The sequence below is a fragment of the Pedococcus sp. NPDC057267 genome (assembly GCF_042668795.1).
Lineage (GTDB): Bacteria > Actinomycetota > Actinomycetes > Actinomycetales > Dermatophilaceae > Pedococcus.
The window spans coordinates 15,135-38,696 of sequence record NZ_JBHUYG010000021.1; the positions used below are offsets into that span (position 1 = coordinate 15,135).

Annotated in this window: 20 protein-coding genes; 12 read left to right on the forward strand and 8 right to left on the reverse strand. The window is 66.1% G+C overall.

What is annotated here, in order from left to right; genetic code table 11:
• Positions 1 to 50 precede the first annotated feature (50 nt).
• Complete coding sequence (gene rfbD / locus ACFUC1_RS06850) at positions 51 to 917, reverse strand: dTDP-4-dehydrorhamnose reductase (RefSeq protein ID WP_379117981.1); 867 nt, start codon at positions 915 to 917, stop codon at positions 51 to 53.
• Complete coding sequence (rfbB, locus tag ACFUC1_RS06855; RefSeq protein ID WP_379117983.1) at positions 918 to 1,913, reverse strand: dTDP-glucose 4,6-dehydratase; 996 nt, start codon at positions 1,911 to 1,913, stop codon at positions 918 to 920.
• A gap of 42 nt (positions 1,914 to 1,955) precedes the next feature.
• On the opposite strand from rfbB, the gene rfbA reads away from it, so the two are divergent.
• From rfbA to ACFUC1_RS06905, 10 genes are all read left to right on the forward strand, one after another.
• Entirely contained in the window at positions 1,956 to 2,840 is an 885-nt protein-coding gene (gene rfbA / locus ACFUC1_RS06860) for a glucose-1-phosphate thymidylyltransferase RfbA (protein ID WP_379117985.1), read from the forward strand.
• Entirely contained in the window at positions 2,840 to 3,466 is a 627-nt protein-coding gene (locus ACFUC1_RS06865; RefSeq protein ID WP_379117987.1) for a dTDP-4-dehydrorhamnose 3,5-epimerase family protein, read from the forward strand. Before rfbA ends, ACFUC1_RS06865 begins: the two co-directional genes overlap by 1 nt.
• A gap of 227 nt (positions 3,467 to 3,693) precedes the next feature.
• Positions 3,694 to 5,427 (forward strand): polysaccharide biosynthesis protein, encoded by a 1,734-nt coding sequence (locus ACFUC1_RS06870; RefSeq protein WP_379117989.1) that lies wholly within the window; start codon positions 3,694 to 3,696, stop codon positions 5,425 to 5,427.
• A 203-nt stretch (positions 5,428 to 5,630) separates the two neighbouring features.
• Positions 5,631 to 6,404, forward strand: coding sequence for a hypothetical protein (locus tag ACFUC1_RS06875; RefSeq protein ID WP_379118030.1), 774 nt, complete (start codon positions 5,631 to 5,633; stop codon positions 6,402 to 6,404).
• Entirely contained in the window at positions 6,401 to 7,642 is a 1,242-nt protein-coding gene (locus ACFUC1_RS06880; RefSeq protein WP_379117991.1) for a glycosyltransferase family 4 protein, read from the forward strand. The genes ACFUC1_RS06875 and ACFUC1_RS06880 overlap by 4 nt, the downstream gene beginning before the upstream one ends.
• Positions 7,643 to 7,662: 20 nt before the next feature.
• Positions 7,663 to 8,595, forward strand: coding sequence for an NAD-dependent epimerase/dehydratase family protein (locus ACFUC1_RS06885; protein ID WP_379118032.1), 933 nt, complete (start codon positions 7,663 to 7,665; stop codon positions 8,593 to 8,595).
• Positions 8,596 to 8,600: 5 nt separating this feature from the next.
• Positions 8,601 to 9,620, forward strand: coding sequence for a polysaccharide biosynthesis protein (locus tag ACFUC1_RS06890; RefSeq protein ID WP_379118034.1), 1,020 nt, complete (start codon positions 8,601 to 8,603; stop codon positions 9,618 to 9,620).
• A complete protein-coding gene (locus ACFUC1_RS06895) occupies positions 9,617 to 10,723 on the forward strand; it encodes an NAD-dependent epimerase/dehydratase family protein (protein WP_379117993.1) in 1,107 nt (368 codons plus the stop codon). Before ACFUC1_RS06890 ends, ACFUC1_RS06895 begins: the two co-directional genes overlap by 4 nt.
• Positions 10,720 to 11,835, forward strand: a complete 1,116-nt coding sequence (gene wecB, locus ACFUC1_RS06900; RefSeq protein WP_379117995.1) for a non-hydrolyzing UDP-N-acetylglucosamine 2-epimerase — start codon at positions 10,720 to 10,722, stop codon at positions 11,833 to 11,835. The genes ACFUC1_RS06895 and wecB overlap by 4 nt, the downstream gene beginning before the upstream one ends.
• Positions 11,836 to 11,935: 100 nt before the next feature.
• Positions 11,936 to 12,457 (forward strand): acyltransferase, encoded by a 522-nt coding sequence (locus ACFUC1_RS06905; RefSeq protein WP_379117997.1) that lies wholly within the window; start codon positions 11,936 to 11,938, stop codon positions 12,455 to 12,457.
• Positions 12,458 to 12,489: 32 nt separating this feature from the next.
• On the opposite strand, the gene ACFUC1_RS06910 is transcribed toward ACFUC1_RS06905, so the two are convergent.
• Positions 12,490 to 13,647, reverse strand: coding sequence for a glycosyltransferase family 4 protein (locus ACFUC1_RS06910; protein WP_379117999.1), 1,158 nt, complete (start codon positions 13,645 to 13,647; stop codon positions 12,490 to 12,492).
• 69 nt (positions 13,648 to 13,716) lie between these two features.
• Here ACFUC1_RS06910 and ACFUC1_RS06915 point away from each other — a divergent pair, with 69 nt between their 5' ends.
• Positions 13,717 to 14,403: a class I SAM-dependent methyltransferase gene (locus tag ACFUC1_RS06915; RefSeq protein ID WP_379118002.1), complete on the forward strand. Its 687-nt coding sequence runs from the start codon at positions 13,717 to 13,719 to the stop codon at positions 14,401 to 14,403.
• Between the two features lie 76 nt (positions 14,404 to 14,479).
• On the opposite strand, the gene ACFUC1_RS06920 is transcribed toward ACFUC1_RS06915, so the two are convergent.
• From ACFUC1_RS06920 to ACFUC1_RS06940, 5 genes are all read right to left on the reverse strand, one after another.
• Positions 14,480 to 15,679: a hypothetical protein gene (locus ACFUC1_RS06920; protein WP_379118004.1), complete on the reverse strand. Its 1,200-nt coding sequence runs from the start codon at positions 15,677 to 15,679 to the stop codon at positions 14,480 to 14,482.
• 1,069 nt (positions 15,680 to 16,748) lie between these two features.
• The gene (locus ACFUC1_RS06925; RefSeq protein ID WP_379118006.1) at positions 16,749 to 17,570 is read right to left on the reverse strand and encodes a lipopolysaccharide biosynthesis protein; all 822 of its coding nucleotides are present in this window, start codon (positions 17,568 to 17,570) and stop codon (positions 16,749 to 16,751) included.
• Between the two features lie 431 nt (positions 17,571 to 18,001).
• Positions 18,002 to 19,360 carry a glycosyltransferase family 4 protein gene (locus ACFUC1_RS06930; protein ID WP_379118008.1) on the reverse strand — a complete coding sequence of 453 codons (1,359 nt, stop codon included), beginning with the start codon at positions 19,358 to 19,360 and terminating at the stop codon, positions 18,002 to 18,004.
• Positions 19,290 to 20,375: a glycosyltransferase family 4 protein gene (locus ACFUC1_RS06935; RefSeq protein WP_379118010.1), complete on the reverse strand. Its 1,086-nt coding sequence runs from the start codon at positions 20,373 to 20,375 to the stop codon at positions 19,290 to 19,292. The genes ACFUC1_RS06930 and ACFUC1_RS06935 overlap by 71 nt, the downstream gene beginning before the upstream one ends.
• A 651-nt stretch (positions 20,376 to 21,026) precedes the next feature.
• On the reverse strand, positions 21,027 to 22,190 hold the full coding sequence (locus ACFUC1_RS06940) for an NADP-dependent malic enzyme (protein ID WP_379118012.1): 1,164 nt from the start codon (positions 22,188 to 22,190) through the stop codon (positions 21,027 to 21,029).
• A gap of 423 nt (positions 22,191 to 22,613) precedes the next feature.
• Here ACFUC1_RS06940 and ACFUC1_RS06945 point away from each other — a divergent pair, with 423 nt between their 5' ends.
• On the forward strand, positions 22,614 to 23,552 hold the full coding sequence (locus ACFUC1_RS06945) for an ABC transporter substrate-binding protein (RefSeq protein ID WP_379118014.1): 939 nt from the start codon (positions 22,614 to 22,616) through the stop codon (positions 23,550 to 23,552).
• Positions 23,553 to 23,562 lie beyond the last annotated feature (10 nt).

Sequence of the window (23,562 nt, forward strand, 5' to 3'; positions counted from 1 at the left end):
ACGCTACGGCCGACCACTGACAGTCCTGGCCGCGTGCGGAGGGCTGCTGCTCACGCCTCCGGAGCCACCACCTCGGGCAGCGCCCTGACGAGGCTCTCGCGCCAGGGGGGCAGCAGCGGCAGCCGCGCCATCCGCCACGCGTCGTGGCCGAGCACTGAGTAGGCCGGACGCGGCGCCGGGAGGGGGTAGCCGGCGGTGCTGATGGGCAGCACCCGGTCCGGGTCGTGCCCCAGCCCCTCGAAGACCGCCCGCGCGAACCCGCACCACGTCGTCTCCCCCTGGCTGGTGGCGTGCCACACGCCGCGCGGCGCCCCCTCGGCCACCAGCCTCAGGATGGCCTCGGCGACGTCCATGGTCCAGGTGGGCTGGCCACGCTGGTCGTCGACGACCGAGACGGTCTGGCGCTCGCCTGCCAACCGGGCCATGGTCTTGACGAAGTTGGGGCCGCCGCCTCCGTAGAGCCACGCGGTCCGCACGATCCAGGACTGGGGGTCGTGCGCCTGGACGGCCCACTCCCCGGCAGCCTTGGTACGGCCGTAGGCCGACCTGGGGGCGAGCGGCGCGTCCTCGGCATAGGGCTCCTGGGCGTCACCGGCGAACACGTAGTCGGTCGACACGTGCACCAGCTTCGCGCCGACGTCCCGGCAGGCGATCGCCACGTTGGCCGCGCCGATGGCGTTGACGGCGAAGGCGTCAGCCTCGTGCGTCTCGGCGGCGTCGACCTTCGTGTACGCCGCGCAGTTGACGACGACGTCGTGCCCGCGGAGCGCCTCGCGCACCGCGTCGCGGTCGGTGACGTCGAGGGCATCGCGGGTGAGCGCGGTGACGGACTTGTCGTCGACGCCGGACAGCGCGAGCGCGACCTGCAGGTCCAGTCCGAGCTGCCCACCCGCGCCGGTGACGGCCCAGCGGGTCATCTAGCGCCCCAGCTTCTGGTACCGGGTCTCCGCCACGACCTTGGCTGTACGCCACCAGTCCTCGTTGGCCTCGTACCAGGCGATCGTGTCGGCCAACCCGGACCGGACGTCGGGGTGGGCCGGGCGCCAGTCCGTCTCCGCGCGCAGCTTGCTGGAGTCGATGGCGTAGCGCAGGTCGTGGCCCGGGCGGTCGGGCACGTGCTCGAACCAGTCGGCCGGCTTGCCCATGAGCTCGAGGATGAGGGCGACGACGTCCCGGTTGTTCATCTCGCCGTCGGCCCCGATGAGGTAGGTCTCCCCCACCCGGCCCTGCTCGACGATCGCGATCACCGCGTCGTTGTGGTCGTCGACGTGGATCCAGTCCCGCACGTTGAGCCCCTCGCCGTAGAGCTTCGGCTTCATGCCGTCGATGATCCCGGTGACCTGGCGCGGGATGAGCTTCTCGGGGTGCTGCCGGGGACCGTAGTTGTTCGAGCAGTTGGACAGGGTCGCCTTGAGCCCGAACGAGCGGATCCATGCCCGCACCAGCAGGTCGGCGCTGGCCTTGCTCGCCGAGTACGGGCTCGACGGGTTGAGCGGGGTCGACTCGGTGAACCGCGCCGGGTCGTCGAGCTCCAGCTCCCCGTAGACCTCGTCGGTGGAGACGTGGTGGATCCGCTTGTCGTGCCGGCGCACCGCCTGGATGAGCTGGTACGTGCCGATGATGTTCGTGTCGATGAAGGGCCAGGGGTCGTCGAGGCTGTTGTCGTTGTGCGAGTCGGCCGCGAAGTGCACCACCAGGTCGTGGGCAGCGACGAGCTCGTCGACGAGGTCGGGGTCGGTCACGGAACCCTTGACCACGCGGACCTCCTCGGCGACCGGGTCGAGCGAGGCGGGGTTCGCGGCATACGTCATCGCGTCGAGGACGGTGAGCTCCCAGTCGGGGCGCACCCCGCGGGCGCGGATGACGAAGTTGGAGCCGATGAACCCGGCGCCCCCGGTGACCAGAACCTTCATGCGATGAGGTTATCGGAGGCTGTTGTCGGTACCGTGCGTCCCATGAAGGGCATCATCCTCGCCGGCGGCACGGGCAGTCGCCTGCACCCCATCACCCTCGGCATCAGCAAGCAGCTCATGCCGATCTACGACAAGCCGATGGTGTACTACCCGCTGTCGACGCTGATGATGGCGGGGATCCGCGAAGTCCTGGTGATCACCACGCCCGAGGACGCGGCCCAGTTCGAGCGCCTCCTGGGCGACGGCTCACAGTGGGGGATCGAGCTCTCGTATGCCGTGCAGCCGCGCCCCGAGGGCCTCGCCCAGGCCTTCGTCATCGGGGCCGACTTCATCGGGGCCGACTCGGTGGCCCTGGTGCTGGGCGACAACATCTTCTACGGCGCCGGGCTCGGCACTTCCCTCCGGGCCAACACCGACGTGTCGGGCGGCCACATCTTCGCCTACCACGTCCAGGAGCCGTCGGCCTACGGCGTCGTCGAGTTCGCAGCCGACGGGCGCGTGCTCTCGATCGAGGAGAAGCCCGCCGAGCCGAAGAGCTCCTACGCGGTGCCGGGCCTGTACTTCTACGACAACGACGTCGTGCAGATCGCCCGGGAACTCGAGCCCAGCCCCCGGGGCGAGCTCGAGATCACCAGCGTGAACAACGCCTACCTGGAGCGCGGCACCCTGCGAGTCACGGTGCTCGAGCGGGGCACCGCGTGGCTCGACACGGGCACGTTCGAGGGGCTGATGGACGCCTCGCAGTTCGTGAGCGTCGTCCAGCAGCGTCAGGGCCACAAGATCGGCTGCGTCGAGGAGATCGCCTGGCGCAACGGCTGGCTGGGCGACGACGAGCTCGAGCACCTCGGGGACGCGCTGGCAAAGAGCGGCTACGGCAGTTATCTGCACGGCGTTTTGGCCGAGGGACGTTTCCGGGTCACGGCCTGATGCAGATCCGCCCCCTCGCCGTCGCGGACGCCTACGAGGTGACCCCGCGCCAGATCGCCGACGACCGCGGGCGGTTCCTGGAGTCCTTCCGCGGGGACCTGCTGGCAGAGCACATCGGCCACGTCCCCGACATCGTGCAGACCAACATCTCGGTCTCCTCACGGGGCACCGTGCGCGGCGTCCACTTCGCCGACGTCCCCCCGTCCCAGGCCAAGTACGTCACCGCCCTCACTGGGTCAATCATCGACTTCGTCGTCGACATCCGGGTCGGCTCCCCCACCTTCGGCCAGTGGGACTCGGTGCTGCTCGACACCCGCGACCGCCGCGCGGTCTACCTGCCCGAAGGCATGGGCCACGCGTTCGTGGCCCTCGAGGACCACACCACGGCCATGTACCTCGTCACCGCGCCCTACAACCCGGGCCGCGAGCACGGCATCCACCCGCTCGACCCCGAGGTCGGGCTCACCCTGCCCGAGGGCATGGAGTCGCCGCTGCTCTCCCCCAAGGACGCCTCCGCCCCGACGTTGGCTGAGGCCCTGGAGGCCGGCCTGCTGCCTTCGTATGCCGCGTGCCAGGACTGGTACCGCGAGCTGGCCCTTAGGTGGACACGCCCGGGTGACCTCTGATCGGGGGGGTCTCGCAGGTCAGCAGCGGCGGGAAATCTGAAGACGACCCGAACGGACCACCCGAGATGCACGGGTGTGCCGCGTTTCACCTGTAAACTTCCGACGGTTTTGCCGGGGAGACAGAGGGAGGTCGAGCGATGCCGCCAAGCAGACGTCAGCATCGCGAGCGCCTGACCCGTTGGACCTGGGCTCTCATCGACTCCGCCGGCTGGGCAGTGGCGGTCTTCTTGGCCGCATGGTTCCGGTTCGACCTCCGACTGGAGCAGACGATCAACCCGGCCATGCTGTGGTTCGCGGCCGCCGCGATCGTGGCCCAGATCGTCTTCGGCACGCTCTTCGGTCCGTACGCAGTGGGGCACGAGCGTGGTTCGTTCGAGGAGACCTACGACGTGGGCCGCACTGTCGCGCTGACCACGCTGGTGCTGTTGACGCTCGTCTTCGCCCTACACGTGGGTCCCATTCCCCGCAGCGTCCCCTTCACAGCGCCGGCGTTCGCGATGCTCGGCATGTTCGCTGCGCGCTTCATCATCCGGTCGTGGCGCGCGCGGCGGGCGCTCCTCGGCAAGGAGGAGCAGCGCGCCGTCATCTTCGGGGCGGGCGAAGCGGGCCGCCGCCTCACTCGGAGCCTCATCCGCGACGAGGGCAGCGGCTACGCCCCGGTCGCCCTGCTCGACGACGACCGCGCCAAGGCGCGTCTGCGGTTCGAGGGCGTCCGGGTCCGCGGCACCCGCAACGACATGGCGAAGGTGGCTGCGAAGTACGACGCCCAGGTGCTCATCATCGCCCTCCCGCTCGCGTCGGCTCCCACGATCCGCGAGCTGACCCAGCTCGGCGAGGACGCCGGCCTGCAGGTCCTCACGCTGCCGCCCATCAAGGACATCATCGGGGGGCGGCCCACCGCGGGCGACCTGCGCAACGTCGACGTCGCCGACCTCCTTGGCCGTCGTCCGGTCGACCTGGACACCGCTGTCATCGCCGACCAGATCGCACGCAAGAGCATCCTCGTGACCGGCGCGGGCGGCTCGATCGGCTCGGAGCTCTGCCGCCAGATCGCTGCCTTCGGTCCGGGGCGGCTGTACATGCTCGACCGCGACGAGTCGGGCCTGCAATCCACGCAGTTGAGCCTCGACGGCCATGGCTTGCTCAACACCGACAACGTCGTCCTCGCCGACATCCGCGACGTCGCCCGGATGCGCGAGGTCTTCACCCAGACCCGCCCCGACATCGTCTTCCATGCAGCCGCCCTCAAGCATCTGCCGCTGCTCGAGGCCAACCCGATGGAGGCGTGGAAGAGCAATGTCATCGGGACCCACAACGTTCTCCAGGCGGCCGCCGAGGTCGGCGTCGGCACGTTCGTCAACATCTCAACCGACAAGGCCGCCAACCCGACCTGCGTCCTGGGCTACAGCAAGCGCGTGGCCGAGCGGCTCACCGCCGACTTCGCCCGGCGTGAGCCCGGCCGCTACGTCTCGGTGCGGTTCGGCAACGTGCTTGGCTCCCGCGGCTCGGTGGTGCATGCCTTCACTGCGCAGATCGAGCGCGGCGGCCCCATCACCGTCACGCACCCGGACGTCGAGCGTTACTTCATGCTCATCCCCGAGGCCTGCCAGCTCGTGCTCGAGGCAGCGTCCATCGGATCCGACGGCGAGGTCATGGTCCTCGACATGGGCGAGCAGGTGAAGATCGTCGAGGTTGCCCAGACCCTCATCCGGATGAGTGGCCGCCGCGACATCGAGATCACCTACACGGGTCTGCGCCCTGGGGAGAAGCTGGGCGAGGAGCTCTTCTCCCCCCACGAGGCGCGGCGCGGCACCGCCCACCCCCTCGTCAGCAGCGTCGACGTCCCCGCCATCGACGCCGCCCAGGTGGCCCTGACCACCCACGCAGAGCCGGCGCACGCCGCCCAGTGGATGCGACGCGAGGCCACGAGCGCCGCAGCCCTTGGCGCGACCAGCCGATGAGCCGAGGCGACTGAACTGTGCTCGAGCTGATCACAGGCCTGCTGGTGACGGCGGCCTTGGTTCCCCTTGTCCGGGCGCAGGTCGTGCATCACGGCATCCTTGACATCCCCAACCACCGCTCCTCGCACGCGGAGCCCACCCCCAGGGCAGGCGGCGTCGCCTGCCTCGTCGGCGTCCTTGCCGCTGCGGGAGTGGGACAGCTCGTGGGACACGACCCGTCGTGGTGGTCGATAGTCGGTGCCTGTGTCCTGGCGGTCGTCGGCTTGGCCGACGACCGGGCAAGTCTCCCGGCGGTAGCCCGGCTGGGTGCACAGGTCGCGGTGGGGACCGTGGCGGGCTTTGCCCTCGGCGGGTTCTGGGCGGCCGCCGCCGGCATGCTCCTCGTGCCCGCGGTGGTCAACGCAGTCAACTTCATGGACGGCATCAACGGGATCACGTCACTGACCATGACCGTCTGGGGCGTCTCAGCCCTGGCTGTGGGCGTCGCCTCCGGAGTGGGCAGCCTGATCGTGATCGGCGCAGCGGCTGCCGGGGGATCGCTGGGGTTTCTCCCGTACAACGCACCACGCGCGCGCATGTTCCTCGGAGACGTCGGGAGCTACCTGTTCGGTGGGCTGGCGGCAACGGGGGTCCTTCTCGCCGGCACCCGCACCACCTCCGTTGCGGTGGTGCTTGCGCCTCTCGCGCTGTATGCCGCGGACACCGGTTTCGCTCTCGTGCGGCGGGCGGTCCGGAGGGAGAGCCTGACCCAGGCCCATCGTGAGCACGTCTACCAGCAGCTCACCAGCGGTCTTGGTTTTGCTCATCTGCCCGTGGCGGCCGCAGTCGCATTCCTGTCCGCCTTCATCACGGTCGTGGCGTGGGCGCTGCCATCGACGGCCGGCGCGGCGGTAATCGCCCTGCTGCTGGTCCTCTACCTGCTCAGTCCTACGATGCTGCGAGCCAAGTCCGCGAGAGTCCGAGGGTCCAAGTCGTGAGAATCGGCATGGTGTCGCAGTGGTACGACCCCGAGGGGTCCTCCGCCGCCCTTCCCGGAGTCATTTCGCGCGCTCTCGCTGCGCGGGGACACGAGGTCCACGTTCTCACCGGCTTTCCCAATTACCCGACGGGCCGTCTGGCCGAGGGGTACAGAGTGCGGCCATACCTGCGCGAGGACATCCGCGGGGTCACTGTTCACCGGGCGCCGCTCTACCCCAGCCACGACTCTCGAGCTGCCAGGCGCGCTCTCAACTACCTGAGCTTCGCCACCGCTGCCGCAGGAGTGGGCGTTGCTCGCCTGCCCCGGCTTGACGCCGTCCTCGTCCACGGCACCCCGGCCACGGCAGCTGTTCCCGCGCTGGCACTCAAGTCACTTCGCGGGACACCCTTCGTCTTCCACGTCCAGGACCTCTGGCCACACACTGTGCTCAACTCGGGCTTCCTGGAGGGTGGATCGTCACGGCTCGAGAGAGCACTCCATGCCTACTGCGACAGTGTGTACCGCGCTGCGTCGACCGTGGCGGTGATCTCGCCCGGCATGATGGCGAGCATCGCCGAGCGCGGGGTTCCGGCGGACAAGATCGAGCTCCTGCCCAACTGGGCCGACGAAAGCGCATTCCGCCCTGCTCCGCGGCGGCCGGACCTTGCCGCGGCGTTCGGGCTCACCCGTCCCTTCACGGTCATGTACGCCGGCATCTTCGGCCGGTACCAACAGCTGGGCGTGCTGCTGGACGCTGCGCAGCGTCTCAGGCACCGTCAGGACATCGGCTTTGCGCTGGTGGGCGGCGGCGTCGACGAGGCAGAGCTCCGGCGGCAGGCGGATCGCCACGGTCTCGACAACGTCTCCTTCGTGCCGCTCCAACCCTTCGGCGCCATGGCTGACGTGCTTGCGTTGGGCGACCTCCAGCTCATCAGCCTCCAAGATCTCCCGCTCTTCCGCGCCACGCTGCCGAGCAAGGTGCAGGCGACCCTGGCGGCCGGGCGACCCATCCTCGGAGCGGTCGTCGGGGATGCTGCCCAGGTTGTGAGGCAGTCCGGCGCCGGCGTCGTCATCACTCCTGGTTCCGGGGCGGAGATGGCGGACGCCATCGTCCGCATGGCCGACACCTCGAAGGAGGAGCGCGAGGCGATGGGACTGCGTGGACGCGACTACTACCTCCGAGAGTTCAGCCAATCGGTCGTGAGCGGCAAGCTCGAGACGCTGCTCGCTTTTGCGGCTGGAGGCCGGTCCCGGTGACGAGCGCACGCAGGATCGCTGTGGTCGGGGCGTCCGGCTTCGTAGGGAGCGCCGTCGTCGACGCTCTGAGGTCAGCTGGTCACGAGGTGGTGGCACTCAAGGCACCCAGACTGCCTTCCGCAGCGAGCAGGGAGTCCGCCCGCGAGTTCTCCGCGCCGTTGGTGGCGGAACTGCAGCGGGCGATCGAAGGGTGCGATGCGGTGGTCAACGCCGCGGGAAACCCGGACGCATCCTTGACTGATGAGGCCGCATTGGCCGCCGCAAACGGCGTGCTCGTCGGACTTCTTGCCACCGTGGCTCGCATGACAGAGGGTTGCAGGTTCGTCCACGTGAGCAGCGCTGTGGTGCAAGGACGTGCACGCGTCCTGGACGACGCCCCAGCCGAGGACGGGTTCTCCGCCTACGCGCGGTCCAAGGTCCTCGGAGAGGAGCTTGCCCTCGAACTCGGTCCGTCGGAGACCGTCGCGTACCGCCCACCCAGCGTGCACGCCCCCGATCGCCGGGTGACCCGGATGATCGCCCGGATCGCCCGCTCGCCCTTGTCTCTGGTGGCCGCTCCAGGCACGCAACCCACTCCTCAAGCTCTCATCGAGAACGTGGCCTCCGCGATCGCGTTCCTCGCGACCGTGGATCAACCGCCTCCCCGCATTGTCAGCCATCCCTCTGAGGACCTGACCACCGCCGGCCTGCTGGAACTGCTCGGTGACAGGCAGCCTCGAAGGTTGCCAGCACATCTGGCGCGGATGGGCACCGGCACGCTTGCTGTGCTGGGGCGGTTCCTCCCTCCACTAGCCGCCAACGCCAGGCGAGTGGAGATGATCTTGTTCGGTCAGGAACAGGCACGGAGTTGGCTCAGCGACGCTGGCTGGGAACGACCTGCTGGCGTCGAGGGGTGGCGCGCCCTCGCTGCCGCTCTTCAGACACGACCCGAAGGACGAGGAACTAGGACGTGAGCACGATGAACGGCGCCACGGTCGCCATCACGGGAGGGACCGGCTCCTTCGGTTCCACGATGGCCGCGCACCTGCTCGACCAGGGCGTGGAGACTATTCACATCCTTAGTCGAGACGAGGCGAAGCAGGACGAGATGCGTAAGCGCTTCTCGGACTCCCGGCTGCGCTTCTTCCTGGGCGACGTGCGCGACTACGAGAGCGTCCGGTCCGCCTTCGTCGACACCGACTTCGTGTTTCACGCTGCGGCCCTCAAACAGGTGCCCTCCTGTGAGTTCTTCCCCGAGCAGGCGGTGAAGACCAACGTCACCGGCAGCCACAACGTCATCGAGGCGGCGGCTCGCGTCGGCGTGCGCTCGGTCGTGTGCCTGAGCACGGACAAGGCGGTCTACCCGGTCAACGCCATGGGCATGAGCAAGGCGCTCATGGAGAAGACCGCGCAGGCGTTCGCCCGCAACAACCCGCACTCCAAGACGACGGTCTCGGTGACGCGGTACGGGAACGTCATGTACTCGCGCGGCTCCGTCATCCCGCTCTTCGTGCAGCAGATCCAGCAGGGCAAGCCGCTGACGATCACCGAGCGCACCATGACCCGCTTCCTCATGTCGCTGCAGGAGTCGGTCGACCTCGTGGAGCACGCCTTCACCCACGCGGAGCCCGGCGACCTGTTCGTCCGCAAGGCCCCCGCCTCCACAGTCGACGTGCTTGCGCGCGCTGTGGCGTCGCTGCTGGGCGTCGACGACCCGGAGATCCGCGTCATCGGCACCCGGCACGGCGAGAAGCTGCACGAGACGCTCCTCAGCCGCGAGGAGATGCTCAAGTCCAGCGACCAGGGCGACTACTACCGCGTCCCGCTCGACGCGCGTTCGCTCGAGTACGAGCTGTACTTCGAGGAAGGCGAGCGCGACGCCGTGGCCGTCGAGGACTACACCTCCGAGAACACCGAGCGGATGGACGTCGAGCAGACCAAGCAGCTGCTGCTCAAGCTGCCCGAGATCCAGACCCTGCTCGCCGGGGTCCGCTCGTGAAGGTCCTCGTCACGGGCGCCGGCGGCTTCCTCGGCTGGCACACCATGGCCCGCCTGCGCGCCCTCACGGACCACGAGGTCCTCCCAGTGACCAGGGACAGCTGGGGGTCGTTGGCGGACCAGGTGCGTTCCGCCGAGGCCGTTATCCACATCGCCGGCGTCAACCGCGCGGACGACCCCGAGCAGGTCCGGCTGGGCAACGTCCGGCTCGCCGAGGACCTGGCGACCGCCCTTCGCGGAGCCGGCCGACCCGTGCAGGTCGTCAACGCCGACTCCATCCAGAGCGGCAACGGCACCCCGTACGGCAGCGGCAAGGAGCAGGCTTCCGAAGTCCTGGCCGCGGCCTGCGCCGACACCGGCAGCACGTTCGTCGACGTGATGCTGCCCAATCTCTTCGGCGAGCACGGCCGCCCTTCCTACAACTCGTTCGTCGCGACCTTCGTCCAGGCGGCCATCGACGGGAACGAGCCGTCCATCCAGGACCGGCCTGTCGACCTCCTGCACGCCCAGCGGGCCGCAGAGTCGCTGATCGACGGCCTCACCGCGCCGGCCGGCCGGATAGAGCCGCAGGGCACGCCCACCAGCGTCCTCGAGGTCTGGGAGCTCCTGCGCGAGTTCCACAGCCTGTATGCCACAGGTGACATCCCCGCGCTCGACAACGCCCTGCGGGTGGACCTGTTCAACACCTACCGCGCCGCGCTCTTCCCCGGGCACTACCCCATCGCCCTCACCGCGCACTCGGACAACCGCGGACGCCTCGTGGAGACCGTTCGTGCGCATGGCGGGCAGGGGCAGACCTTCGTCTCTACGACGAAGCCCGGCATCACGCGCGGCGAGCACTTCCACCTCGGGAAGGTCGAGCGCTTCGTCGTCCTCAGCGGCCAGGCACGCATCTCCCTGCGCCGTGTGTGCACGGACGAGGTCGTGTCCTTCGACGTCAGCGGCGAGAGCCCGGCGGTGGTCGACATGCCGACCATGTGGGTGCACAACATCACCAACACCGGCGACACCGAGCTCACGACCCTGTTCTGGACGCACTCGCTCTTCGATCCTGATAACCCGGACACGTTCTGGGAGCCTGTAGCCGTGGAGGCCACCGCATGACCAAGGTGATGACCATCGTCGGGACGCGACCGGAGATCATCCGGCTCTCCCGGGTGATGTCCCGACTCGACGAGACCGTCGACCATGTGCTCGTCCACACCGGGCAGAACTACGACTACGAGCTCAACGGCATCTTCTTCGACGAGCTGGGCATCCGGAAGCCCGACCACTTTCTCGAGGTCGACACCAGCAGCCTCGGGCGCGTCCTCGGCGAGACGCTCATCAAGGCGGAGGAGGTCCTGCTGGCTGAGCAGCCGGACGCCGTGCTCGTCCTGGGGGACACGAACAGCTGCATCGCGGCCGTCATGGCCAAGCGGATGCGGATCCCCGTGTACCACATGGAGGCCGGCAACCGGTGCTACGACGAGAACGTCCCGGAGGAGACGAACCGTCGCCTCGTCGACCACGTCGCCGACTTCAACCTGGTGTACACCGAGCACGCGCGTCGCAACCTGCTCGCCGAGGGCCTACACCCGCGCCGGATCCTGCTGACGGGTTCGCCAATGAAGGAGGTGCTGCTGCACCACCTCGACCAGTTCGATGGCAGCACGGTGCTCGACACGCTGGGGCTGTCGCCGCAGCAGTACCTGCTCGTGTCGGCACACCGTGAGGAGAACGTCGACCGGCCCGAGCGACTGGACCAGTTGCTCGACTGCCTTGTCGCGGCCCACGAGCGGTTTGAGGTCCCTGTCCTCGTCTCGACGCACCCGCGCACGCACAAGCGCCTTGAACAGCTCGGTCGCGACCTGCCCGAGGGCATCCGCTTCCACAAGCCTCTCGGCTTCATCGACTACGTCCGGCTGCAGCAGGACGCCCTGTGTGTGCTGTCCGACAGCGGCACGGTCAGCGAGGAGTCATCGGTCCTGGGGTTTCCCGCAGTTACCCTGCGCGACTCCATCGAGCGGCCCGAGGCCCTCGACACCGGGTCGATCATCATGACCGGCTTGGACCCGCAGAACGTCGTCGAGGGCATCGAGGTCGTCGTCCGTGACGGCAGCGCCGGCCAGCACGTGCCGGCCGACTACGCGATCGACAACTGCTCCGAGCGCGCCGTGCGGTTCATTCTCTCGACGCATCGTAGGCTTGAGCAATGGACGGGACGGCGGCCATAGCGTTCGCCACACGGAAGTAGTTCTCGGACGCTCACGCCGCGAGCGTGGAGATTTTCCCGAATTCGAGCAGACAACCTCTTCGATAGAGAGAAGGTGCGCGATGACCCCTCACCTACCGCTTAGACACGGTCTTTTATACGTGGCTAACACCATTTCTGGATTATTGCCTCAAACGCGATTCTTTCGCTTGAGGAATGCTCTGTACCGAAGTGCGGGCGGGCACATCGAACCGGGTGTTCGGATAAGTGGCACGGCGCGGATCCCCCATCCCAATGTATCCATCGGCGCAGAGACTTGGGTGGGCGCGGGGTGTGAGTTGATCTCAACCGAGGACTGCGGCATTGCGGTTGGGACGCGGTGCGACCTGGGTCCAGGGGTTATGCTCGTCGCGGGAAGCCATGAGATCGGGAACCATTACCGGCGCGGAAGTGACAGAGGTAATAGCAGCCCGGTAACGGTGGGCGCAGGGTCGTGGGTGGGAGCACGATCGGTACTACTCGCCGGCACCATCGTCGGGGCAGGATCCGTTGTTGCCGCGGGGGCGGTCGTCCGCGGTCAGCACCCTCCGGATTCGCTGCTTGCGGGGGTTCCGGCGACGGTGGTTCGACGATTGCCCCATTAGCCGTGGACTGCCTTTCCCCACTGTGGCAACTCCTAAGGCGCGACTGCGCTCACGGCGTCGATGTACTGTTGGGCAGTTTGTTCTATTGAATACTGTTTGATGAATGCCTGGACGTGCTCGCCGAACGCTTCCCCATCAGTGGCCAGTGCCCGGCTCACCGCTGCTGCAAGGGCATGCACGTCAGCCACAGGGTAGATCTGTCCCCGGCCTTCCACTATCTCTGGGCCACAGCCCACCATGTCCGATACTACCGGCACCACGCCGCAACTGAGCGCCTCGTGGACGATCAGACCCCACGGTTCGTAGTCGGAAGGAAGCACCAGCACATCCAGCGCCGCTAGCACCGCGGGCATACTTAGCTGATTCTGGAAGCCCAGAATCGTGATCCCCTCCTCTCCGTCTGCGCGCTGCTCAAGTGATCCCCTAAGTGGACCATCGCCAGCGAAAAGAAGATGCGGACGGGGGTGCATCAGATGCACGGCCTCAACAAGATCCATGATGCGCTTGTGGGCGACAAACTTGCCCACGTAGCCCACCACTGGTCCATCCGGCAGTCCCAACCGCCGCCGCGCCTCCAATCGCGTCACGCTCCGCGCCTCCCGCGCGAACCGTGAAACGTCCACGGTGAGCGGCACGAGAGGCGTATACGTGCTCCCCAGCTCCCGCTGGAGCGCAGCGTTGCGTTCACTCGAGGCGAGCGCTCCGTTGGACCTTCGGGCGAACCACTTCGCAAGCAGCGTCCGGGGATCCCAATGAGGCCGCACTGTCCGCTGGGTCGCGTCGGAACGCGTGAGATAGGGAACCTTGCATAGCCAAGCGGCGACGGCGGCGGCCCAGGCAAGGAGGCTGGCGTGCCCATGGATCACGACAACGTCTGCCTCCCTTACCGACGACAGAAGGCGAGGTAGCGACCGCAACGGAACGCGCCCGCGGGAATCGGAGCTGTCGTCGAGGAACACGTGAGGGTGACCGTCTACGAGGGGCACGTCCCAAGCGACCTCTCGGCCAAAGCCGGCATCGAACATGGGCCGCAGACCGGCTTTGCTTGCATACACAACCTGCAGTGCGATCCGCGGATCCTTGGCCAAGGCGTCGAACAGCGGCGAGAAGTACTGGGCAACGTGGGGGAGAACCACGCAAAGCCTGATCTGCGCCTTCTCGGTGAGAGGCCCCCCGCGAGTCTCCGCCATTGCCCTCACTCCTCCGTTCACGACCACTCCGAGCGGATGCGACGATACAGGAATCGATATGGTGGCCAGATGGACGTAACCACCGCCTCCGCACCGGCCCTGCGGTATCGCAACGAGGGGAATCTACGGCTACTTGACCTCATCTCTCGCCCCCCTGGCCGAGTCCTCGATGTCGGCTGCGGCCCCGGGGACAACGCAGCGATCATGGCTGGGCGTGGATGGCGCGTCGAGGGCGTCACGATCGACCCCGAGGAGGCCAGAGCCGCCCGCTCCGTGTGCGCCCGTGTGCACGTCGGCGACCTAGAGAAGGGGCTCCCGGACAGCATCGAGGGTACATTCGACGTCGCAATCTTCTCTCATGTGCTGGAACACATCCGTCAGCCGGAGTCCACTCTTCGACAGGTCGCTCCGCTCCTGGGTGCCGACGGGGTCGTGGCCGTGGCTCTCCCGAACGTGCTTCACTACCGCCAGCGGCTCGCGTTTTTCCGCGGCCGATTCGACTACACCGACACGGGCATCCTTGACCGCACACACCTTCGGTTCTACACGTATGCGTCGGCTCGCATGATGATCGAGAGTGCTGGATACAGGGTCCTCGATTCGGTGCCAGACGGCCCCCTTCCCGTGGGCCGACTAACCACGCGCCTCCCCGACCGGATGCGGAATTCGCTAAGGACACTGGCCCTGAGCCAGCTGCCGGGCCTTCTTGCGTACCAGTCTCTATTCGTGGCTCGCCCTTCCCAATTGACTGATTAAGAGGTGCGGCGGGCGTCGCGCTATCTGACAATAGCGAGTGATCAAAAAATGCATTGGTGTCGACAGGGGCGGCCGCCTAGAGCTTGGCGGCGATGTTCTTCTTTAGCGCCTTCAGGCTTGCGTCCCTCCGTCTTGAGCCTGCGCCGCCGGTGATCCAACCGGTCGCGTAGTAGACCACGACTATTGTCAACGTCGTTCGCAAGACACTGACGACATTCAAGACGAACGTGCCCTCAATGCTCATCATCGAAAGAGCCAAATTCACGGCGATAATCAACCCTAGCACCGAGGTACGAGACCGCAGGAATCGGAATAGGCTATCAAAGGCTGCCGTGTATGCCACTGCAATGAGGAATGCTGCGCCCAACCCTGCAGCCAGAATCGCGTCACCGAATGCGGTAACGGTCTCCGAGCTCCGGGTATCCGCCGGAAGACCGTACAACAATACAGCGAGCCTCTGCCCGTAGTCTATAACTGGCTTTTCGGGGTAGAGAACTCTGGGAATCACCGCGATCACTTGCTGCGGGATGCCCACAGCCTCACGCGCGGACTCATCTGACCGATGTTGCCAAGCCACCGACAATGGGACCGTGGAGTCGAATCGCGAGATGACACTGCGCAGGCTTTGCGGTGCGGCGCTCGTCCCAGACGCGGCGACTACCTGGCTGCGCACTGCCGCGCCCGCCAGAAAGAAGCCTGCAATTATCACACCGACGAACCCCAGGGTGACGAGGCGTCTCGCTGCTGTCTGAGAGGTTGCTCTCCGGAAGCGGTCACGGATCTCGCTGCCAGTGATCACGATTGCTATCAAGTAGAACGGCGCCGCGCCGCGAAATCCGCTCAGTGTTAGCAATATACAATGACACCCCACGAGGCCGAGGGAAAAATATCGCCCGACCTTCGGCCTGGACGCCTTAGCGCCGCTGAATGCACTGATCAGGGCACCCGCCGCAAACGCCGGCCCCACCGCCGACAGAAGTCCGATCACTCCCCCACTCGACTGGCCGGCAAGTTGTCCAGTTAGCCCATATGTGCCGGCGCGGATCAAGACGATGGTCGCAAAGAGGCTTACTGAAGACACAATAAGCGCGGGGGTGAGCGCCACTGCCTCACCATCGTCGGCCACTGGGGCCTTGGGTCGCGCAGAGGCGACACCTCCCATGCATGACGCTATGACCCAAAGAGCCGATAGGCCCCAGACCTCACTGCTCAGCGCGGCGGCTTTCGAATCATTGAGCAGGGGCGCGCACCCTAGGCAGAAGAGCAGGTACAGCACCAGAACCAGCACAAGAGGCGACAACTGACGTCGACTCACGAAGAAACTGACGAGCGCTGCACTCGCCGCCAGCCAGGAGAGGTGGGCGCCGATGGATAGGTAAGCAACGATCGCCGAAAGCCCACATAGATAAAAGGCTACGAATCTCCCACTTGGTTTTGACCTCATTCCCACCGCATCCAACGATCAGGCCTCGGCTCGTCTTCCGGCACTACGGACCCGTCCGGCATCATCCTAAGTCCATCCACTACGCCACGGACAAACATGCGAGCTCGCGCCAAGCTGTGTCGCAGAATGACATCTGTCGCCGCCGTGCGGACGGCTAATACAGCCATGAGCGCAGTCAGCACGCCTACTCGGCCTCTGGAGCGCCACCGACGGGCGAACCAAAGGCGATTGCGGGTAGTGTAGTAATAAGAACCGAGCGTAGGAACGGTAGCGCCCCCCCGGTGCCAGGCCTGGGCGGCACCTACAACCACCACACGCCACCCCGCGGCGCGGGCGCGAAAGCACAGATCAGTGTCTTCCCAGTATAGAAAGTATGACAAGTCGAAAGGCGCGTCGGAGTAACAGCGCCCCTTGATGAACATCATGGCGCCGGTTACCCATTCGGCGTTCACAGGCTGCCTCACCGCGGGGGAATTCATCTTGTCTCGGCACAGAACCCCGCTCACAGTCCCGACACCGCCTTGAAATCCGTTGTCGTTAACGGTCACTGGCGCAGCAATGCCCACCTCATCCTGAGCGAGAGTCGCGAGACACTGAGCAACGCACTCCTGAGTGAAGAACAAATCATTGTTGAGCAGGAGGAAATCCGAACTGACTCCGACTTCTCTCACCACGTAATCGAAGCCGCCGGCAAAGCCGAGATTCCTCGTCGGCACGGTCCACCTCACCCGCATGTCCAGTTCCACCGGGGCCCGCGTCAGATCGTTAGCTAGAACCGTTACGCCCTCTATCTGGGGGAACGACACGAGACGCGTGCTGAGCTCGACGGTGTCGGCCGGGTCACCCCAGTGCACGACGACAGCATGAACTGAGCGGGTGGGGTCGGCACTCGGTCCCGGCATCAGGATCTTTCTGGTTGGGCGATGCTCGATCGCATGACAAGACGGAAGAGAAGGGCCGCGGAAAGTATATAGGCAACCACGGAGACAGCCGAAACTAGAGCAAGATTGTCGAGACTGGTCGCAACCCCCAGAAGTCCCACAGTCAAAAGTCCAGCCAAGAGTTGGATGCGAGCGGCCCCGCGAGCTACGCCGACACTGAGCGCAGCGTGGACAAGGAGGAAGTCCGCTGCCAAGGGAACAGACGATACTAAAAGGATCCGCGTAGCCGTCGAAGCAGGTAAAAATTCTGGCCCGTAAAAATATCGGATCAATGTAGGAGTCACCACGACTAGAACGAGACTCAGGCAGCCCGTGATGATCAAAGCGGTGACGACACCCCGTCGGATCAAACGAGCACGGCTTACCGCGCTTCCTGTTTCACGTAGCATACTAAAAGTCACCATGCCCACGGATTGCCCAAAAAGGGCGCACGCGCCGGCAGCTGCGGTGCTCACCGCGTAGTAGCCCACACTTCGACTGTCCATACGGCTCGCAACGACTACTCTGTCCAGCTGATAGATGACCTGCGACCCCACTACCAGGACGAATGCCCCACGCGCCCCCACGACAAGTTCGCGCGGCGGCAGCCACCGGGGCGAAGCGCGGATCCTCCGGGTCCTGAATATGTAGACCAACGACAGGATTGAAGAGATGGCTATGGCCAGCCCAAGCATGAGAAGCCAGTGCCCTGGATTGACATCGTCGCGAATCCAAAGAAGTGCAATGGCACCGGCCGCCAAAGCTTGAGGAGCCAGACGCACGATTTGAAACAGTCCGGTCATGCGACGGTACCGCTGAGCCAGACCTGCATTGTGCGAAGTCAATAGGCCCCCGAGAACGAGAAGCGCGCCTCCAAGAACCGCCGACCACGTTGACACGGCGACGTGTCCCAACGAGTGAATCATGCTGAACATGCCCAGGCCTATAAATGAGGCCACCAGTGCTTGAAGGATGAGCGGCCTGGGCAGATCCTCATCGCCGCCCCGATAAGTTACAACGGCTTGCGTCACCCCGGCGGTAAGCAAGACGGCAGCAGTTCCGGCCCACGTTTGTACAGCGACCACCTCGCCGCGAAGGGTTGGCCCGAGAATGCGAGAGGTTGCTACTCCTGTTGCTAGCCCAAGAACCAACCCTGCAATACTGCCACCACCGACGGCGGCGTGGACCAGAAGCCCTCGGCACCGTGCGACGAAACCCTGTCGCACGCAGGAGGTCACGTTCGCCATTCGGCCCCACTGTCCGATCCACGTCCGATCGCCGCTTCGTAGGCGTCTAGATAAGGTCTAATCGCTACATCCGTGTCAAATCTGGAAACTGCACGCGCGCGAGCTGCGGTACGCAGTCTAGCGCCTGCCGCAAGAACCTCTGCCGTTGCCGTAGCGAACTCCAGTGGGATAAACGGATTTTGATCAACCAAGGCGCCAACGTCACTCGTGACGACGACCCTCGTTCCGGCGGTGTCCGTTGCGACGACTGGCACCCCGCAGGCCATCGCTTCTACTGCCGACAGCCCAAGGCCTTCTTCGAAAGACGTCATCCAAAAGGCCGCTGCGCCCTGTATTAGAGTGACGAGGTCCCCGCTTGGGATGTCACCTCTGACCTGGACGTGGGGGTGTAGTTTCAGTTCCGTTATTAGCCGTACCACGGACGGCGAAAGTGCGCCCTTTCCCGCCAAGAGCAGGGGCGGCGCTGTTGGCATTATTCTCCTGAGTTCTGCATAAGAGGCCAACATCCGCTCGTATCCCTTACGGGATTCCGATAGGCGCCCAACGGACAGGATGTACTCTCGACGCGCGGGGCCCTGACCGGGGATAAAATGATTCGTATCGATCCCAGGAGGTGCATGAATTCCGCGAATACCCCGCGAATCCAGTTCAATGCGAACCTCATCATTCTCTATGAATACCGCCCTCGCAGCATGTAACGCCCGCCCCTCCACCCAAGTGGCCGGTGGTGTATTCACCCGCGACCAGGCCCGCCGCACGCCGCGGAGATGGCGAGTGGCGCTGGGTCGTTCCCAAGCGATGAAGGTGGCCATTTGCAGGAATAGCGGCGCTGTTGAGCGTGAGGCAGCGTATCCAAGGGCGGGAGAACCCCCGACCACCTGCACGACATCGCACTGATCAAGAGCGCCAGTAAGTTGCCGTCGCGGAAGGTAGCGCATGAACTCCAGTTCGGCAGCCCAAGCTCCGACGTGATATAGCCCGGCCGCTTCATCCCACCGCATCATCGGCGCCTTGAGGGAGCTAGGACGAATCAACGACTTAGCTCCGACGTCGCTACTGTGCTCGGCCAGCTGAAAGACTCGAACTGTCCATCCCGCAGCGGAAAGCGTCGACGCGAGCCAACGTGATACGGTGCCCACGCCACCTGCACGCGTGAAGTCTTGCGTCACAAGCCCCACAACCCGCGACTCGGTCACAACGGCACCGTCTCTCTTCGATTCACGGGCTTCAACGTAGCGGAGAGCCCGATCGTCCAGAAATGCAGAGTGTTCGGACTCACCCACTGCCCGAACCGCCGGGCTGAGAATCCCCCGCCATCTCCACCAGCGTGATCCAATCCTCCGCATACGACGCCCATTCGTATAGACGGCCCACGGGTGGCGGCGGCTCGGAGCCGAGAGCGGCAATGATCTGACGGACGAAACTGTCCGCCGTGGGTGCCGCAGGCCAAACGCCTTGGTCGGTTTCGAGCATCTCATCCATTGCCGTGCCGGCCACCACGACGACCCTGGCGCCCGCACTCCTCGCCTCGAAGGCAGGAAGCCCGAAAGATTCGAGCTCCGAAGTAATGGCAACCACTTCGGCCTCGCCAAACAAACTCGCGAGGACATCAGGCTCTAGCGTTTCATGGCACTCCCAGTGAGCCCGCCGGTCGACGGGAAGACCAACCACGACAGTGCGTAAACCATTGTCGTGTTCCCACAGTCGATGAGCCACCTCTGCGGCAAGGTCAGGTCGTTTGTACTGGTGGGGTCCCGTCACCAGTACAATGAGGTTGGACTTCTTGGGAGTTGCCGCGAGGCGAAATCTTGGGTCAACACCCTGATGAGCCACCTCCGCAATTCGACCAGTGCTTTCACGCCAGCGCGCCGCAGCGAAATCTGATACCGCCACTGTCGTTGACGCGAGTGGTGCAGTTAGGCGCGTCACGCCGAACATGAGAAGTGCCTTTGCCCATCCCCGCTGCAATCTGGGGGGCTTTAAAAAGTAGACATTCTGCACTACATTCACCAGGTTTACCCCACGGAGAGGAAGACCCCACTCGTGCGGCAGTACCACGACGTCAGCAGAGCAGTTGGTCGCCCACCGTTGCGCCATAAGGAAATCCCGAATAATGCGTCGAAAGCCGGATAATGGCCTGACTTCTAGCATGCGCACGTCGCCAATGGAAGCAGGAAGGTAAGCATCCGAAGGGCGCGGAAGGACCACCGTAAGTCTCGTCCCAGCGGCCAATGACTGAGCGAGCCCTGTTGCGAAACTGATTCCGCCGCCACTGCTGCGGGCCAGTGAAGTCAAAATCAGCAGAACGTTGGTGCGCGAAGGCCGTGCCGCCTTGTCAGCCATCCCGCGCTCACGGTTCATGCTGCGGACCCAATCGTTTGCACGTGAACATCCACACAGCCTATGCGTCTTCTGTCGAAGGCACGAACGACTCAACGTGCGTGAGGGCGACTGCCGGCCCGACTTCTTGATCCAATGCGCGGGGCGGCCCGACTACCCGACCCGCTCCCGGCCCCTCTCTATGCGGGCCAGAGGCCAGGCAAGCGACCACCAGGCCGTCGGTACTGCGTCCCCCGACACCAAACGAACTTGGGGACCGCGGCCGACAGGTGTTGACAGTCATGACGCCGACCATGACTCGCGACCTGCCTGCAAGCTGCTCGAGCTTCTTCCACGGAAGCCCTGGATTCCCCAGCTCAGCGACAGTGTCCGGCTGGTTATTTAGGTGGGGCCGGCACGGCGGCTCGTCAGGTCCATGCGTGGTCCGGCTGGATGCCGAAGAGCGGGTTGATCTAACAGAGCATCTCGTCGTGCGGCGCGTGACGGCCACGCCGGGCTTGCGCCCCTCGCGACGGTGCACAGCCCTGACGGGAGGCGGCATCTTGATGGCCTCGGGGAGGTCCCGAAGACCACCAGCACGTTCTTCACCCGCTGACCCCAACCCAACACCACTCACGCCACCGGGACAAGCTACCCGGCGCGCCGAGCTGGCGAAGGGAACCTTCGGCGGGGTCAGCGGCGGGACGCCACAGCTGCGGCCACGGCGTCGGCGACGCCCTGCTCGAAGACGCTCGGCACCACCTGGTCCGCTGTCGGCTCGGGCACCAGGTCGGCGATGGCGCGCGCTGCGGCGAGCTTCATCGCCTCGGTCACGCGCGGCGCCCCCGAGTCAAGAGCGCCCCGGAAGATGCCGGGGAACGCGAGCACGTTGTTGATCTGGTTCGGGTAGTCCGACCGCCCCGTGGCCACCACCGCGGCATACCGCGCAGCCACCTCGGGGTGGACCTCGGGCGTGGGGTTCGCGAGCGCGAAGATGATGCAGTCGGGCGCCATCCGCGCCACCTCCGCCTCCGGCACCTGCCCACCGGAGACGCCGACGTAGACGTCGGCACCGACGAGCGCGTCACCGAGCGAACCGCTGAGCGCACGCGGGTTGGTGGTCGCCGCGAGCCGGCGCTTGTGCGGCTGCTCGGCGAGGTCGGTGCGCGTCGGGGCGATGATGCCGCGCGAGTCGCAGACGACGATGTCCTCGACCCCCGCCCTGGCCAGCAGCCGGGTGACCGCCACGCCCGCTGCACCGGCGCCGGACACGACGACACGCAGCGAGGACAGCTCGCGGCCGACGACCTTCGCGGCGTTGATCAGGCCGGCGAGGACCACGATCGCGGTGCCGTGCTGGTCGTCGTGGAAGACCGGGATGTCGAGCCGCTCCTGCAGGCGACGCTCGATCTCGAAGCACCGGGGTGCGGAGATGTCCTCGAGGTTGATGCCGCCGTACGTCGGCGCGATCCGGGCGATGGCGTCGACCAGCTCGTCGACCGTGCCCGTCTCCATGCACACCGGGACGGCGTCGACGCCACCGAAGTGCTTGAACAGGACCGCCTTGCCCTCCATGACCGGCATCGCCGCGAGCGGACCGATGTCGCCCAGGCCGAGGACCGCCGTCCCGTCGGAGACCACCGCCACCGTGTTGGACCGCGAGGTGTACCGCGCGGCGAGCGACGGGTCGGCCGCGATGGCGCGCGACACGTCCGCCACACCCGGGGTGTAGAGCAGCGACAGGTCGGCCCGGTCACGCAGCTGCTGCGTGGCGTGTACGCCGAGCTTGCCGCCCTCGTGCGCCCGGAAGACCGGGGCGGACGGGTCGAACAACGGGTACGACGGGGACGCGGACACGGGAGGTCACCTCAGAAAAGGGAGGGGGCGTTGGGGCACACCGCGCACGGGTCGAACCGCGCGGTCTCGAGACGGAGCCGGGTGTGGCCACACAGAAACGCGAAGGGCGGGGGTTACCCGCGGGTTCATCGTGGCACAGGCCCGTGGGCGCCGACCACCCCCGTGACGAGAGTGTGACCCGCGTCGCTCCGTCCGAGCGGGTATGCCGGGCGGCCGGCCACCGCCGCCCCCTGACCTCCGGCGCTGGGGTGCGGTGGCCCCACCTGCCCGCTCTCGTCCTGATTCTCGGATGCGAGACGGAAACGATCTGGGCAGGACTGGCGCCGTTCGCAGGTGGGGCTGGCAGGATGCCCCTATCCCCACAGCCGTGGTGGGGCGCACCGTCCCAGCCACGCGGCATACCCGAGGAAGGACCTCACCAGCATGACCTCACGCCTTCGCCCCGCCGCCGCCATGGTCGCGGGCCTGGCCACGGCCGGACTCGCCCTGAGCGCTTGCGGCTCCAGCTCCCTCGACACGGGTTCGTCGTCGTCCTCGAGCAGCTCGAGCTCTTCCTCCTCCTCGTCCTCCTCGTCGTCCGGCTCCGGCGCGGTCGACCCGGCTCTGGCCGCCAAGGTTCCCGCCAAGATCAAGGCCAAGGGCACCATCGTCGTCGGGTCCGACGCCTCCTACGCCCCCAACGAGTTCCTCGGCAGCGACGGCAAGACCGTCCAGGGCATGGACGTCGACCTCTTCAACGCGGTCGCCGCCAAGCTCGGGCTCAAGGCCGAGTTCCAGAACGCCGGCTTCGACACGATCATCCTCGGTGTCAGCAGCGGCAAGTACGACATCGGCGTCTCCTCCTTCACCATCAACGACCAGCGCAAGAAGCAGGTCAACATGGTCAGCTACTTCAACGCCGGCACCCAGTGGGCCGTCAAGAAGGGCAACCCGAAGAAGGTCGACCCGGCCAACGCCTGCGGCCTGTCGATCGGCGTGCAGAAGGGCACCACGCAGCTCGACGACCTGACCGCCCGCTCCAAGAAGTGCACCGATGCCGGCAAGCCCGCCATCAAGCAGATCGTCGAGCAGGACCAGTCCAAGGTCACCGCCGACCTCATCTCGGGCAAGGCCGACGCGATGCTCGCCGACTCTCCGGTCTGCCTCTACGCCGTCAAGCAGACCAACGGCCAGCTCGAGGCCCTCGGTGACATCTACGACTCGGCCCCCTACGGGATCGTCGTGCCCAAGGCCGAGACCGACTTCGCCCAGGCCATCGCCGACGCCCTCAAGGCGACGGCGACCGACGGCAGCTACAAGGCCGCGCTCAGCAAGTGGGGTAACGACAGCGGCGCGGTCACCGACTTCGCCGTCAACCCCTGACCCGCCGAGA

What these genes read in the sequence shown, in the direction of transcription:
- wecB (WP_379117995.1), top strand. Translation starts at nt 10,720, where the DNA reads ATGACCAAGGTGATGACCATCGTCGGGACGCGACCGGAGATCATCCGG.
- ACFUC1_RS06915 (WP_379118002.1), top strand. Translation starts at nt 13,717, where the DNA reads ATGGACGTAACCACCGCCTCCGCACCGGCCCTGCGGTATCGCAACGAG.
- rfbA (WP_379117985.1), top strand. Translation starts at nt 1,956, where the DNA reads ATGAAGGGCATCATCCTCGCCGGCGGCACGGGCAGTCGCCTGCACCCC.
- ACFUC1_RS06865 (WP_379117987.1), top strand. Translation starts at nt 2,840, where the DNA reads ATGCAGATCCGCCCCCTCGCCGTCGCGGACGCCTACGAGGTGACCCCG.
- ACFUC1_RS06925 (WP_379118006.1), bottom strand. Translation starts at nt 17,570, where the DNA reads ATGACCGGACTGTTTCAAATCGTGCGTCTGGCTCCTCAAGCTTTGGCG.
- ACFUC1_RS06935 (WP_379118010.1), bottom strand. Translation starts at nt 20,375, where the DNA reads ATGAACCGTGAGCGCGGGATGGCTGACAAGGCGGCACGGCCTTCGCGC.
- ACFUC1_RS06945 (WP_379118014.1), top strand. Translation starts at nt 22,614, where the DNA reads ATGACCTCACGCCTTCGCCCCGCCGCCGCCATGGTCGCGGGCCTGGCC.
- ACFUC1_RS06930 (WP_379118008.1), bottom strand. Translation starts at nt 19,360, where the DNA reads ATGCGGAGGATTGGATCACGCTGGTGGAGATGGCGGGGGATTCTCAGC.
- rfbD (WP_379117981.1), bottom strand. Translation starts at nt 917, where the DNA reads ATGACCCGCTGGGCCGTCACCGGCGCGGGTGGGCAGCTCGGACTGGAC.
- rfbB (WP_379117983.1), bottom strand. Translation starts at nt 1,913, where the DNA reads ATGAAGGTTCTGGTCACCGGGGGCGCCGGGTTCATCGGCTCCAACTTC.
- ACFUC1_RS06905 (WP_379117997.1), top strand. Translation starts at nt 11,936, where the DNA reads ATGACCCCTCACCTACCGCTTAGACACGGTCTTTTATACGTGGCTAAC.
- ACFUC1_RS06910 (WP_379117999.1), bottom strand. Translation starts at nt 13,647, where the DNA reads ATGGCGGAGACTCGCGGGGGGCCTCTCACCGAGAAGGCGCAGATCAGG.
- ACFUC1_RS06890 (WP_379118034.1), top strand. Translation starts at nt 8,601, where the DNA reads ATGAACGGCGCCACGGTCGCCATCACGGGAGGGACCGGCTCCTTCGGT.